Annotated in this window: 12 protein-coding genes; 9 read left to right on the top strand and 3 right to left on the bottom strand. The window is 62.6% G+C overall.

The features are described from left to right. Window positions 1-25: 25 nt before the first annotated feature. Window positions 26-994: an agmatinase gene (speB, locus tag ACE3OA_RS12125; protein ID WP_374311038.1), complete on the bottom strand. Its 969-nt coding sequence runs from the start codon at window positions 992-994 to the stop codon at window positions 26-28. Window positions 995-1,096: 102 nt separating this feature from the next. Between speB and ACE3OA_RS12120 the strand changes: the two genes are divergently transcribed. The 3 genes from ACE3OA_RS12120 to ACE3OA_RS12110 are packed head-to-tail and all read left to right on the top strand — an operon-like array spanning window position 1,097 to window position 3,939. Then, the gene (locus ACE3OA_RS12120) at window positions 1,097-2,011 is read left to right on the top strand and encodes a LysR family transcriptional regulator (protein WP_374311037.1); all 915 of its coding nucleotides are present in this window, start codon (window positions 1,097-1,099) and stop codon (window positions 2,009-2,011) included. 1 nt (window position 2,012) lies between these two features. Continuing rightward, window positions 2,013-2,771 carry a cyclase family protein gene (locus ACE3OA_RS12115; protein WP_374311036.1) on the top strand — a complete coding sequence of 253 codons (759 nt, stop codon included), beginning with the start codon at window positions 2,013-2,015 and terminating at the stop codon, window positions 2,769-2,771. A gap of 58 nt (window positions 2,772-2,829) precedes the next feature. Then, complete coding sequence (locus ACE3OA_RS12110) at window positions 2,830-3,939, top strand: cupin domain-containing protein (RefSeq protein WP_374311035.1); 1,110 nt, start codon at window positions 2,830-2,832, stop codon at window positions 3,937-3,939. A gap of 36 nt (window positions 3,940-3,975) precedes the next feature. On the opposite strand, the gene ACE3OA_RS12105 is transcribed toward ACE3OA_RS12110, so the two are convergent. Beyond that, entirely contained in the window at window positions 3,976-5,601 is a 1,626-nt protein-coding gene (locus tag ACE3OA_RS12105; protein WP_374311033.1) for an ATP-binding protein, read from the bottom strand. A gap of 104 nt (window positions 5,602-5,705) precedes the next feature. After that, window positions 5,706-6,425, bottom strand: a complete 720-nt coding sequence (locus ACE3OA_RS12100; protein WP_374311032.1) for a helix-turn-helix transcriptional regulator — start codon at window positions 6,423-6,425, stop codon at window positions 5,706-5,708. A 170-nt stretch (window positions 6,426-6,595) separates the two neighbouring features. Between ACE3OA_RS12100 and ACE3OA_RS12095 the strand changes: the two genes are divergently transcribed. The 6 genes from ACE3OA_RS12095 to ACE3OA_RS12070 all read left to right on the top strand — a co-directional run bounded on the left by ACE3OA_RS12095 (window position 6,596) and on the right by ACE3OA_RS12070 (window position 12,500). Further along, a complete protein-coding gene (locus tag ACE3OA_RS12095; RefSeq protein WP_374311031.1) occupies window positions 6,596-8,539 on the top strand; it encodes a BTAD domain-containing putative transcriptional regulator in 1,944 nt (647 codons plus the stop codon). 24 nt (window positions 8,540-8,563) lie between these two features. Continuing rightward, window positions 8,564-8,974 carry a hypothetical protein gene (locus ACE3OA_RS12090; RefSeq protein ID WP_374311030.1) on the top strand — a complete coding sequence of 137 codons (411 nt, stop codon included), beginning with the start codon at window positions 8,564-8,566 and terminating at the stop codon, window positions 8,972-8,974. A gap of 9 nt (window positions 8,975-8,983) precedes the next feature. Beyond that, window positions 8,984-10,168, top strand: a complete 1,185-nt coding sequence (locus ACE3OA_RS12085) for a YcaO-like family protein (RefSeq protein WP_374311029.1) — start codon at window positions 8,984-8,986, stop codon at window positions 10,166-10,168. Between the two features lie 5 nt (window positions 10,169-10,173). Continuing rightward, window positions 10,174-10,887 (top strand): TfuA-like protein, encoded by a 714-nt coding sequence (locus ACE3OA_RS12080; RefSeq protein ID WP_374311028.1) that lies wholly within the window; start codon window positions 10,174-10,176, stop codon window positions 10,885-10,887. Further along, window positions 10,887-11,975 carry a hypothetical protein gene (locus tag ACE3OA_RS12075; protein WP_374311026.1) on the top strand — a complete coding sequence of 363 codons (1,089 nt, stop codon included), beginning with the start codon at window positions 10,887-10,889 and terminating at the stop codon, window positions 11,973-11,975. The genes ACE3OA_RS12080 and ACE3OA_RS12075 overlap by 1 nt, the downstream gene beginning before the upstream one ends. 78 nt (window positions 11,976-12,053) lie before the next feature. Then, the gene (locus ACE3OA_RS12070) at window positions 12,054-12,500 is read left to right on the top strand and encodes a helix-turn-helix domain-containing protein (protein WP_374311025.1); all 447 of its coding nucleotides are present in this window, start codon (window positions 12,054-12,056) and stop codon (window positions 12,498-12,500) included. The last annotated feature ends 1 nt before the right edge of the window (window position 12,501 follow it).

Below are 12,501 nucleotides of genomic sequence, written 5' to 3'. Positions count from 1 at the left end.
ATCTTGTCTCCTGGAAATTCGAGCGTTAGCGGCCGCGCTGATGGCGCGCCTCGAAGATGAAACCGAGGAAGTTCATTAGCAATTGTGCGGCCAGAAAACCAGTGACGCCGGTTGGATCATAAGGCGGCGCCACTTCGACCAGATCCATGCCGACCACATCGCCCTGCTTAGCGAGACCCTGCAGGATCTCCAGTACTTCGTAATAAAGGAAGCCACCATGGCTCGGCGTCCCCGTTCCCGGGGCGATGGACGGGTCGAATCCATCGATATCGATGGTAACGTAATAGCGGACGCCTTTCGGGATGAGATCCAGCACACCTTGCGTGCCCAGCTTGCGCACATGGCGCACGGACAGGATCTTGGAACCGAAATTCCGCGCCGCGTCATAGTCGGAGCGGTTGGAGGAGGACACGTTGCGGATGCCGAGCTGCGTCATGCCGGTGACGTGCCCGGTTTCCGACGCGCGGCGCAGCGGGTTGCCATGGCCGTAGCGCACGCCATGGCGCTCGTCGACGAAATCGAGATGCGCGTCGAAATGCACGATATGCACCGGCTCCTGCCCCGCAAAGGCCTCGATTACCGGGGCATGGACAGCATGATCGCCGCCCAGGACCAGCGGCATGGCGCCACTTGCCAAAATCTTGCGCACGGCAAAGCGCGTGTTCTCGTGGCTCTTCACCGTATCGGTGTGGACGATGTCGGCATCGCCCATATCGACGATGCGCACCCGGTCAGTCGGCAGATAGACGACGTCGTCCTCGAAATCATAGGCGCCACCATGGCCGAAGGAGAACAGCGTCGAAGCTTCGCGAATGGCGCGCGGGCCGAAGCGTGCGCCGGAGCGGTATTGCGTGCCCATGTCGTAAGGGACGCCGAGAACGGCGACATCCGCCTGGATATTGTCCCAGTCGGTGCAGATCGGCTGTTTGGCGAAGGTGCAGTGCCCGACAAAGGGTAGGTTGAGACGGCCGGTTTCGTAGGCATTCTGGCTCATGGCAAGACTCTCCGTGGCTGGATCCTCGGCAAAATGGCACGGCTTTACATTCCGAATAAAGAGAAGATAATCGGCAATATATCGACTTTTCCGATGTAACAGATGCATCGTCTCACCGACATCGACCTCAAGCTGTTGCGCGTCTTCACGACCATCGTCGAATCCGGCGGGCTGGCGGCGGCACAGGTGGCACTCAACCTCAGCCAATCCACCATCTCGACCCAATTGGCCGAACTCGAGAAGCGTTTGGGCTTCCGCCTGTGCCGCAGGGGGCGCGCCGGTTTTGCGCTGACCGCGGCCGGCGAGAAGCTCTATGCAGCCAGCGGCGATCTCTTCAGCGCCGTCGACCGGTTCCAGAAAGTCACCGCCGACGTTTCCGGCGAGATGAAGGGTGCCCTCAAGATCGGCACGGTCGATGCCATGCTGAGCAACCCGGATTTCGACTTTCCGGCGATCCTTGGCGCCTTTGCCGCCCGGGCACCATCGGTGGTGCTGGAATTGTCGATCGATTCACCCGATGCCATGGCGCGCGCGGTCGCCGACGGGTCGCGCGACATCGCCATCGGCCCGTTCGTCAAGCCGGCGCGGGAGGCATCAACAGCCGTCACCTATCTGCCTCTCTACCGCGAACGGCAGGCGATGTTCTGCGCCGACGGGCACCCGCTCTTCGGTCGGCGCAAGGTGGGCCTTGCCGATATCCGGCAGCATCCCTTCGTCGCCAGGCGCTATCTGCATCGTTTCGACCTCGAGATCGTCGGGCATCTCAAGGCCGGCGCCGTGGTCGAGCAGATGGAGGCGCAGGCAGCCCTCATCCTGTCCGGACGCTTCATCGGCTTCCTGCCCATCCACTATGCCGGCCTCATCGGGTGGCAGCGGCGCCTTCAGAAACTGCCGCTCGGACCGGAGAATGAGTACGAATCTCCCTTCTTCCTGCTGCACAAGAAGGGAGCCGAGGATAATGTGGTGCTGCGGAGCTTCCTCAACCGCATTCACGATCTTCGCAAAAAGGCGAGCTGACATGATGGACGGCAATCGAGAGCTTGGCCTGTGGCCGGTCTTCCGCGAGGCATTCGCCGGCGCCGTCTTCACCGACCTCACCCACGCCTTCTTTCCGGGTCAGCCCAGGTTCCCGGATTTTCCCGACGAGCAGCGCACATTGCTGCAGGATTATTCGCTCGGCCATGACTGCCAGGTGCATCACTACGCCCATGTCGGGCAATGGGGCACCCATGTCGATCCTCCGGTGCACTACATCAAAGGCGGCCGCACGCTGGACAATATCCCGGCGGCGCAGATGCTGCTGCCGCTGGCCGTGCTCGATATCAGCGGGCGCGCGGCGACGGATCCCGATGCAACGCCGACCCTGGCCGATGTCGTCAAATGGGAGGACCGCTACGGCCGCATTCCCGCCGGCAGTTTCGTGGCCTTGCGCACCGATTGGTCGCAGCGCTGGCCGGATGCAGCACGCATGCACAACCGTGATGCGGGCGGCCGTGCACACTGCCCGGGCTGGTCTCTTGAAGTCCTCGCTCACCTCATCGAGGACCGGCAAATCACGGCCATCGGGCATGAACAGCTCGATACCGACCCCGGCCTCGCCGTTTCAGCAGGCGATGACAGCCTTGAGCGCTATGTGCTGTCGCAGGATCGCTGGCAGATCGAGATGCTGACGAACCTGGATCAGGTGCCCGCGGCAGGCGCCCTCATCATGGCGAGTTGGCCCAAGCCCAAGGACGGTTCCGGATTTCCGGCCCGTGCCATCGCCATCCATCGCTGAAATTGCCTTCCGCTGCGGCCGGGACTAGAACTGTCGCATCACCAGACGAGCCGGAATCATGATTGCTGATAGCCCGATCCCCATCGCCCCGCAGATCCGCGCTGCGCAGATTGTGCTGCCCTGCACCGATCTCGCCGCCGAACTCAAATTCTTCACCGGACAGTTGGGCTTCAAGGTCAATCTGATCATGCCGGCGGATTCGCCGTCGCTTGCAGTCATCTCCGGCCATGGCGTCACCCTGCGCCTTGAGCAGCGCAAGCTGCCGGGCAATCAGACGCCGCTGCAATTGCGTCTGCTTTGCGATCTGGCCGCCCTTCCCGCCGACACAGCCGACGAACTCATCGCACCCGGCGGGACCCGCATCCAGCTGGTCGACGTGCAGGTGCCGCTCGTCATTCCGGAGGGCCAACAGGAATTCGTCCTGTCGCGCGGTGGTCAGAATTCATGGGGCGTCGGCCGGGCAGGCATGCAGTACCGCGACCTTATCCCCAGCCGGCTGGGGGGACGCTTCGTAGCGTCCCATATCCGCATCCCGAATGGCGGACCGGTGCCGGACTATGTGCATTTTCACAAGATCCGCTTTCAGATGATCTTCTGCAAAACCGGCTGGGCGAAGCTCGTCTATGAAGACCAGGGGGAACCCTTTCTGCTGGAGGCCGGCGATTGTGTGCTGCAGCCGCCCGAGATCCGCCACCGGGTGCTCGAAGCCTCGAATGGGCTTGAGGTGATCGAGATCGGCTGCCCAGCCATCCATGAAACCTTTGCCGATCACAATATGGAATTGCCCACCGGCCGCTTCATTCCCGGGCGCTATTACGGCGACCAGCGCTTCGTGCGCCACATCGCCGCGAAGGCTGCTTGGGAACCGTGGCGCCTCGCCGGATTCGAGGCGCGCGATATCGGCATCGGGGCGGCAACCGATGGCCTTGCCGGCGTCCGCGTCGTCCGCCCCTTGCAGGGGACGACGGCCGACGCGCCGCCCCATGGCGGCGAGTTCTTGTTCTTCTTCGTGTTGCAGGGATCCCTTGACCTCGCCGGCCAATCCATCGGCCAGCACAAGCTCGGCGCCGGCGACAGCGTCGTCCTCCCGGCCGATGCAGCCTATTCGGTCGGTGCTGCAAACGGCACCGAGTTTCTTGAGGTGATACTGCCCGATTTCGCGCACTAAGGAATCAGTGCCGGGATATATCAATCCAGGGACGGTTCAATGCAGAGTCTGGGCGCGCGGCGCAACCTGCACCCGGACAGCCGGCAGAATGAGCCGCGCCGTCGTGCCGAGGCCCGGCACGCTCTCCAGTTCCACCTTTCCGCCATGCAATTCGGCGAAAGCTGCCGCAAGCGGTAGTCCCAGGCCCGTATCCTGCTTCTTGCGATTGAGCCCCTGCGATGGCGCGTCGAAGGGTTTCATGGCTTTTTCCAGTTCATCCGCCGTCATGCCGTCACCGTGATCGGCGACGCTGATCGCGAGGCCGCCATCCTGCAGCGCGCGCACGTCGAGGTCGACCTGCCGGTCCGGACCGGCAAACTTGATCGCATTGATGGTGAGATTGAGCATGATCTGCAGCAGCGTCCGCTTGTCGCCGCGGATGATCGTCTGATTGGCTGCCGATTGGAAAGTCAGGCGCACATTTTCGCGCGAGGCGCGCTCGGCCGCCAGGCGCTGCAGGGAATCGAATAGGTCCGCCAAGGCGACCTCGTCTTCGGCCATATGCCATTTGCCGGCTTCGACCTTAGAAAGGTCGAGAATGTTGTTGATGACCGAGAGCAAATGCTGCGCGCTGTAATGGATGTCGTCGGCATATTCCTGATATTTCGGCTGGCCCACCGGACCGAAGCTTGCCGATTTGATCACCTCGGAAAAGCCGATGATGGCATTGAGCGGCGTGCGCAGTTCATGGCTCATCTGCGAGACGAAATCCGATTTGCGGCGGCTGAGCTCGTCGGCACGGCTGCGGGCGGCCGCTTCGACGCGGCTTTTTGCCTCGAGGGCAGCGAGCGCCACAGCCTGTTCCGTGTGCCGCCGGGTGGCAACGACACCGCCGAGCAGCAGCAGGATGAGGCTGGCCGCCAGCGCCACCCCGACGTTGCGCTTGCTTTCCCACGGCGCCAGGACCGCCGCCCGGCTCAGTCCGACATCGATCTGCAGCGGTAAGCCACGCAGGGTTTCGCTCGCCATGAATTGCGCCGTCGGCGCTGCCGGCTCCGGCGGATAGGTCACCAATGCCGCTCCATGGGCAAGGCGCAGGCTGACAGTGTCCCCGCCCAGCGCCGCAAAGAACGTGTCGAAATAGTGCGGATCGAGCGTGCCCTGGATCACTCCCGCGAAAGAACCGTCGCGACGGCTGATGCGGCGCGAAATGAGCAGGCTGGGAGCAAGCGGACCTTCCCAATCCAGGCGAATGCTGTCGCCGGCATGCCCACGATGATAGTTGAAGGCAGCATTGCTCGACTGATCGGCCACAGGATATGCCGAAATGGCCGGCACGCCCGCCGCATCCAGCACCTGCATGTTGCTCAGTGCCGGCATGATACGGATGACGCGCGCCAGCACCTGCTCGACCGTTTCACCAGGGCCTGCCGTTGCATCATCGAGCGATTCCGGCGGCCGATCCAGCACCTGCATGCTGACCTCGATCGCGGAAAGCGTCTGCTGCACATGTGCGGCAGCGATCTTGGCCAACGCCTCGGTGCGCTGCCGGCCGGCCGCGCTGACGGCTTGATAATCCTGCACCAGCAGAGCCACGGCGATGCCGATCACGAGCAAAATGATGACGGCAATGACCGGCCCGCACGATGCTAGGCTACGACGCCTGTCGGAACTGACGCCCATCTGATGCATATCCCTGGCTCGGTCGGTCATTTTCTCGGCAGATCCCGGCTGCGACATGGCAATTCTGCCAGGCGGAGGAAGCGGAACGGTGTCGTCGACATGCGTCATGCCCGCCGCGTCGGTGGGCACAGCGTCATCATGAGTCGCACCAATTCCGCCTGGTGCTTGCAGCGCGTCTTGGCGAGCAGCGATTTGAGCGCCTGTCGAATGTCGCTCACCTGGCGGTTCTTGAGGGCACCGATCTCCGGCAACGTGAGACCGCGCAGAACCAGATCGGCGACGTCACCTTCGAACGGCGTCAGCGCAAAGGCCTGGACAAAGGCGCGCATCGCCGGCCAGTCGGATTGATCGTGGCTGCTGGCCAGTTCCACCACGACGAATTGTGCATCCCTGTTGCCGAGGCTGCGATTGAGCACGTCGCGCAGGAAGCCTTGCGTGTTGCGGATCATGATGGACATGAAGGCGTCGCCAACCCGTTCGCGTTCAATCATCGCGGCGCTCTCCAATCCGCTGGCCACGACCCGGTCCAGCATCGCGTAGAACTTTTCGGTCAGGCGATCTGCCAGGAAGGCGATGCGACCCGAGACAATCTGGACGCTGCTCCGTTCGGCCAGCATCTGCAGACACGGCGTATTGGCATAGGTCACCTGACCGCTCCGCGCATCCATCACCAACGAAGCGACGCGCCAATCCGGACAGATCAGCGCGGCAACATCGGCACGAGACGGCGCGACCTCATCCGCCTCAAACCGGTCGGACGCTTCCATCAGGAGAGGCTTGGCGCCCTCAAACTGCTGGACCGCGTTGCTCCTTATCCGTGTCATCGGTGACTCCGCCCTTACCATTTCGTTTACTTTCGAGGACTAATGTCGCCGCTGCTACGTGACGCCGGCGTGACTTGAGGTTGGCACGCGACCCAAATCAGTTTTGCGCTTGCGAAGATTCCAGCTTTAGGACAGATTTCCAAAGGGTTGGGGCGCTTTGTTCAGAGACCATGGGATTAGAATCCGACATTGAGATTCGCCTGCTCGGCATGCCGGAGATGGTGCGGCCGGCGGGCAGCGTCGTTTTTCCGGCGAAGGGCTTCCAGCTCCTCACGCTGCTTGCCCGCGCGCCGGCCAAGCGCCTGCCGCGCAAGGAACTGGCAGCACTGCTCTGGGACAACGACACCGAGGCAGCAGCCCTCGGCAATCTCCGCCAATTGCTGGCGCGCATGCGCAAGGCTGCTGCCGGCCGCGACGACCTCCTCGATGCCGATACCAAGACGGTCGCCCTCGGCGGCGGTGCAGCGCTCATCGATCTCAATATCTTTGAAATCGGCTATCGGTCCGGCTCATCAGAGCAGGCGTTGCGGGGGCTACTGCTCTTCCGCGGCGAACTGCTGGAGGGCATCGCCGAAACGACGGACGCCTTTTCGCATTGGCTAACGCTGGAACGCGCCGCGTTGCGGGAGCGTTTCTTTTCGGCCGCCTCCTCGGTCCTTATCGAGCTCACCCGCTTCGGCCGCGCGCCCGAACAAGATTTGCGCGCCGTCGCCGATCGCATGCTGGCGCTCGACCCGGAACGTGAGGCGAGCTACCGCAGCCTCATCGAAGCCTATGGCCGCAACGGCATGTATGAGGAGTCGGAGCGTATCTATCGCAGCCTCATCGCCATGCTGGAACGCGAATTCGGCGTGCCGCCGCAGCCCGAAACCGCCGCCGTCTTGCGCCGGGTGCTAGCCGGACGCGGCTACCAGGTGCCGGATGCCCTACCACATCAGCCGCCTGCAGCACAGCCGCGCGTGGCCTTCCTGGCGCCGGCCTGGATCATTCCGCCCGGTGCCGGCGACACATCGCAGACCGCTCTTCTCCACGCATTGGTCGAGGACATCGCCAACGAACTGGCCCGCTATCGCAGCTTCGTGACGCTGGCACCCCATTCCTCATTCAAACTGGCGCATGATTCGGGCATACCGATCGACAATTCGGTGCTGCGCGCGGATTACACGGTCAGTGGCTTCGTCAAACCCAGCGACCGGGACCAGATCCTGGTCCTGCGCATGGCCGATTGCCGCAATGGCGAAATTCTGTGGGCCGGTGAGTTCTCCTTCCGGCCGGAGGATCTGGTGCGGTCCTTCCGCATGCTCTCACTGCAGGTCGCCTCCAGCGTCGCCGCGTCGGTTGAGCGTCACCTGCTGGATGCCATGCGCCGCGACGGCAACAGCAACGCCTACCTGCACTATCTTGACGGTCAGAACCTGCTTAAGAATTGCGACCTGCCGAAGCTGCGCCGGGCGCGACGCTCGTTCCAGCAGGCAGTCGACCTCAACAAAGGCATGGCCCTGGCCCAAGCCCGCATCGCCCAGACTCTTTACCTGGAATGGATTTCCCTGGGCGGTGACGATCCGGAATTGCTGCGTCGCGCCAGGGAAATCGTCGATCATGCCATCGAGATCGATTCCGGCGCCGGTTTCAGTCATCTGATGTCAGGCGTTGTGGCACTCTACCAGAGGGACTTCGACTATTCGGCCGAGAAGTTTGCCGAAGCCGAAACGCTTAGCCCGAACTCAGCGGACATGCTTGTCCAACATGCCGACGCCCTTTCATGTTTCGGTAAAGCGGATGAAGGTTGGACACGATTTGAGCGCGCCATCGATTTGAATCCGATTGCGCCAGATCATTATTGGTGGGCGGGTGCCAGCATCGCGTTTATGCGACACGCCTACTCCGAAGCGATTGAGCTCTGCCAAAAAATGACCTCGGATGTGCCTGTCGTCAGAATTCTGGCCGCAAGTCATGCGCATCTCGGTGACCTTGCTACGGCGCGCGAGTATGGCCGCAGAGTCAAGGAACTATATCCAAATCAGGATGCTTCATCCGCTACCAATGTCGCACCGTTCAAGTTTGCCCATTTGGCGCAACCATTAGAGGATGGACTCCGGTTGGCGGAGGTCTGACTCTTGAGTTGGGGGAGAGAAATCATGACCAAACTATATGTCATCGGCGATCGTGAGGCGGGTGTCTTGTTCGTTAAGACTGAACCGCTGAAATTAACTCATATCAGCAAGGCAACGATTGAAACTTACGCCGCGCAGAAAGGCCAAACATTCGACAATGTGTTTGCCCAAATCGCCGCCGGTGCCAAGTCAATCATCAACAAAACTGAAGTCGCGCAATCGTTCCCGGATCTCGATACGACCTATCAAGCGATCGGCCAGCTGATCGGTAAAGGTGCAGTCGTTTCCGACGCCGATTTCTGCTTCATCGCGGATATCGACGATTCCGATTGGTCAGCCAGTCGCTTTGTGGCGCCCCCCCTCTCCAGTGCCCTTGCCGATCTTAATCCGTCTCTGCCGCCGGATACGCAGCTCAAGGAAGGCTCGCTCGTCTAAGCCCGCTTCTTGTTCACGGACTCATTCTCGACGACAGGCATTGCCGACGCGCGAAATCTTCAGCGACTGGGGATTACGCGTGTCGGCGATATCACCGGTCTCGACACCATAGGTCTGCCGGTCTGGTTCGCGACCCGCCCCAATTCGCGGGCACTTTCGGTCTCGCAGGGCAAAGGCATAACTGAGGCAAAGGCGCGCCTTTCCGCCGTTATGGAAGCGGCCGAAACGGCAATCGCCGAACGCCCGGAAGATCTGGGTCTCCTCTTCGGCACTTGCCAAGAGCTGCGGGCGCGCGGCAGGTACCTTCTCCCATTTGAGCGCATCATGCGCTGCACCAGCGGACGTATCGACCCCGCTCGTGAACGCGCCTGGGTACAAGGTCAAGCGCTACGAAGCGGCCGCGCAATCCTCGCGCCTTACGAACTCATCGGCCTCGATATGCGGACCAAGGCACCGTGGGACCATGACGCGTTTAAGATGTCCTCGATCGGCCTTGCCGCTGCCGACAATGCAGCGCGGGCGGCCCTTCATGCCCTCCTTGAGGTCGTCGAGCATGACGCGACGGCAACACTCGATCTATTCGGGCTCGGCACCGGAAACGTTCATGGGTTGGCGTGTGAGACCGGCGGCGATCCCGACTTGGATGCCGCATTGACCAAGGTTGCCGCTGCCGGCTTCACGCCGCATTTCTTTGACCTCACCGGCACCGTGGCTCTCCCGGTTGTCGCCTGCTTCCTCACTCGGCAGGTGATGTCTTCCGCCGGTGCCGGCGATAAGTTGACGGCCGGCTTCGCCTGCCGCCCGGATGCGCATCAGGCCGCCCTTGCCGCTTTGCTTGAATGCGTGCAATCGCGTGCGACCGACATCGCCGGAGCGCGCGACGACATCACCGATGCCGACTATCGAGCAAGCCTTGCCCGCTTGCCCACCGCGATGACGTCGCGCAGGCGGTTGAGCGAGATGCGCGGTCACCGCGCCGCTGCCACATTCACGACAATCGGACAGATGTCTGAACATGTCAGCGACACCGTTCTCGCCGCCGGCGCCGACGACATCTATTGCTTCCCGCTCAGCCATGACGTGCCGAATTTGCATGTCGCCCGCGTCCTGGTACCGGGACTGGCCGTTGCCGGCAGCACCGGCGTCACCAGCGGCGGCGCGTCCTTGATCGATGCGCTGATGCAGGGGCTGTGACCATCATGACGAAACGTATTCTGTTCATCGGTCCCAGCCTGCACGGCGCGCCAGGACCACTGCCCGCTGGCATCGATTGTCGACCGCCGGCGGCCAAGGGCGATCTGCTCGCAGCCGTCTTCGACGGCGCCACCAGCATCGGCTTCGTTGACGGCACTTTCGACCACGGCGCATCGACCTGGCACAAGGAGATCCTGTTCGCATTGAACCAAGGGGTACGCGTCCTGGGCGCGGCCAGCATGGGCGCCTTGCGGGCCGCCGAATGCGCGGCCTTCGGCGTGATCGGCATCGGGACCATTTATGCCGATTATGCCGCGGGGCGAAGGACTGCCGACGAAGACGTCGCCTTGATGCATGGGCCGGCCGAGCTCGGCTTTCCGCCGCTGACCGAAGCATTGGTCGATATCGACGCGACTTTGGAGTATCTGCTGAGCCAAGGCCACATCGGTGCGGCAGCGCGTGACCGCCTCGCAGCCGGCGCGCGCGCGCTCCATTTCAAGGACAGGCGCTGGGAATGCCTTTGCGAGCCGAGTGAACTGGCCCGCCTGCGTCCCCATTTCGTCAACCGCAAGCGCGCGGACGCTCTGCTTCTGATCGACGCCTTGGCGTCGACGCCGGAAGGGCCGTCGAAAGGCATCCCCAGCGGGTTCACTGAGACCCTGTTCTTCACTGAATTGCACCGCGAAGTTCTGGCGCGCTCGCGGCAGGCCGGGTCCTGATGCTGCGCCTGGTCCCTGATTGCGGTGGCCTGATCCGCAACCTTGCCATCACCCTGCCGCCCTTCCTCTTAGCCGCAAGCCAAGCCGGCAAGAGACAGGCTTTGCAGAACCTCGCCGAATCCCTCACGGCCGGCACCGAGCTGATCCTGCTGGTCGAAACGGACTTCGAGGCGGCCACTCGGGAATGGGTATCGACCCAGCGGCTGCGCTGCAGCTATCGCATTCTGGCCCATGTTCCCGCCGGGGCAATGTGCGACGCTGACCTTTGGACGCAGGACACGTTTCTGGCCGCGGAAGACGACGGCCAGCCGCAATTGCTGCCCCTGCATCAGACCGATCATCCCGGCCAGCATGCCCGCTGGCTCGCCGCGGCCGGATATGCCGAAGCGGCAGCGCCTCCGCTTCACTTGGCCGGCGGCAACCATTTGACCGGCCCCGATTTTCGTCTCGTCGGCGCGCAAAGCGTGCTGCAATCGGCTTCGGCTGGTGGATGGGGCGAGGCCCTGGCCCGGCATGAGGGCCTCGATGCCCGGCACCTCCATGTGTTCGGCTTTCCGCTGCTGCAGCGCGGTCATCCGCCGGCACTGGCCCAGCAACCCGGCCATCTCGACCTCGTCCTTACGGTCACCGGCATCACCTCACCGGCGGGCCAGCCGCTGCTGCTCCTGGCGGACCCACGCATCGGCTGCGATCCGGACGGACCACCCGTCCCCGGCTGGTCCGACCAATTGGATGCCAGCGCCGCCCGGCTGACGGCAGATGGATTTACCGTCATTCGCAATAAGGTGCCGTACTTGGCGCATCCGCTCCATGCGCCGAACCCGACCTTGCGCGCCTATAACAATGTCATCCTGGAGAACGACATCCGCCACGAATTGGGGAATGGTCGGCCATTGGTATGGCTGCCGCATTTTGGCGACCTTGAACCTGACCTCGAACCCTTCGACCGTATGGCCCGCCGGGTTTGGGAAGACCTCGGCTTCGCACCCATCCCGGTTCATGGCTGGAGTGCCATGCTGCGCGCCGGCGGCGCTCTTCGTTGTGCCGGCAAGGTGTTGCGGCGGGCCCCCTGGCCGACGCGGGACTAGCCCTCGCGTTCGTTCTCACCTAATCATCTGGGACCGTTTTCCCGCGATTCGGCCCGCGACCAGGAATGAGGAGAGAAAATGCCGCGCGAACGCAAATCCTCGGGCCGCATGGCCAGCAAGGGATTTCCCAATCCGATTGACTTACATGTGGGCAAGAAGCTGCAATTGCGGCGCACGCTGCTCGGCATGAGCCAGGAACGATTGGGCAATCTCATCGGCCTGACGTTCCAGCAGATCCAGAAATATGAATCGGGTGCCAACCGGGTCAGTTCCAGCCGCCTCTTCGACATCGCGCGGGTGCTCGATATCGGCATTCCTTATTTTTTCGAAGGCATGACCGCCGAAACGGAAGAACAAAGCCCCGGCCATCTCCAGGGCGCCGTCCCCATCGCCATCGAAGAGGACAAGGACCCGATGGCCCGGCGCGAGACTCTGGAACTTGTGCGCGCCTACTACCAGATCAAGAGCCCGAAAGTGCGCAAGCATCTCGTCGATCTGGCGCGCTCGCTCGGCAAGAACAAATGAT

The organism is Dongia sp. (assembly GCF_041906375.1).
In the GTDB taxonomy this organism is placed as follows: domain Bacteria; phylum Pseudomonadota; class Alphaproteobacteria; order Dongiales; family Dongiaceae; genus Dongia.
The sequence above is the reverse complement of the archived record's forward strand: the minus strand, read 5'-3'. Positions and strand labels throughout refer to the sequence as shown.

Bases quoted from the DNA above. Each gene is read 5' to 3' on its own strand.
- ACE3OA_RS12095 (WP_374311031.1), top strand. From the start codon at position 6,596: ATGGGATTAGAATCCGACATTGAGATTCGCCTGCTCGGCATGCCGGAG.
- ACE3OA_RS12105 (WP_374311033.1), bottom strand. From the start codon at position 5,601: ATGGGCGTCAGTTCCGACAGGCGTCGTAGCCTAGCATCGTGCGGGCCG.
- ACE3OA_RS12120 (WP_374311037.1), top strand. From the start codon at position 1,097: ATGCATCGTCTCACCGACATCGACCTCAAGCTGTTGCGCGTCTTCACG.
- ACE3OA_RS12090 (WP_374311030.1), top strand. From the start codon at position 8,564: ATGACCAAACTATATGTCATCGGCGATCGTGAGGCGGGTGTCTTGTTC.
- ACE3OA_RS12070 (WP_374311025.1), top strand. From the start codon at position 12,054: ATGCCGCGCGAACGCAAATCCTCGGGCCGCATGGCCAGCAAGGGATTT.
- ACE3OA_RS12110 (WP_374311035.1), top strand. From the start codon at position 2,830: ATGATTGCTGATAGCCCGATCCCCATCGCCCCGCAGATCCGCGCTGCG.
- speB (WP_374311038.1), bottom strand. From the start codon at position 994: ATGAGCCAGAATGCCTACGAAACCGGCCGTCTCAACCTACCCTTTGTC.
- ACE3OA_RS12075 (WP_374311026.1), top strand. From the start codon at position 10,887: ATGCTGCGCCTGGTCCCTGATTGCGGTGGCCTGATCCGCAACCTTGCC.
- ACE3OA_RS12100 (WP_374311032.1), bottom strand. From the start codon at position 6,425: ATGACACGGATAAGGAGCAACGCGGTCCAGCAGTTTGAGGGCGCCAAG.
- ACE3OA_RS12115 (WP_374311036.1), top strand. From the start codon at position 2,013: ATGATGGACGGCAATCGAGAGCTTGGCCTGTGGCCGGTCTTCCGCGAG.
- ACE3OA_RS12080 (WP_374311028.1), top strand. From the start codon at position 10,174: ATGACGAAACGTATTCTGTTCATCGGTCCCAGCCTGCACGGCGCGCCA.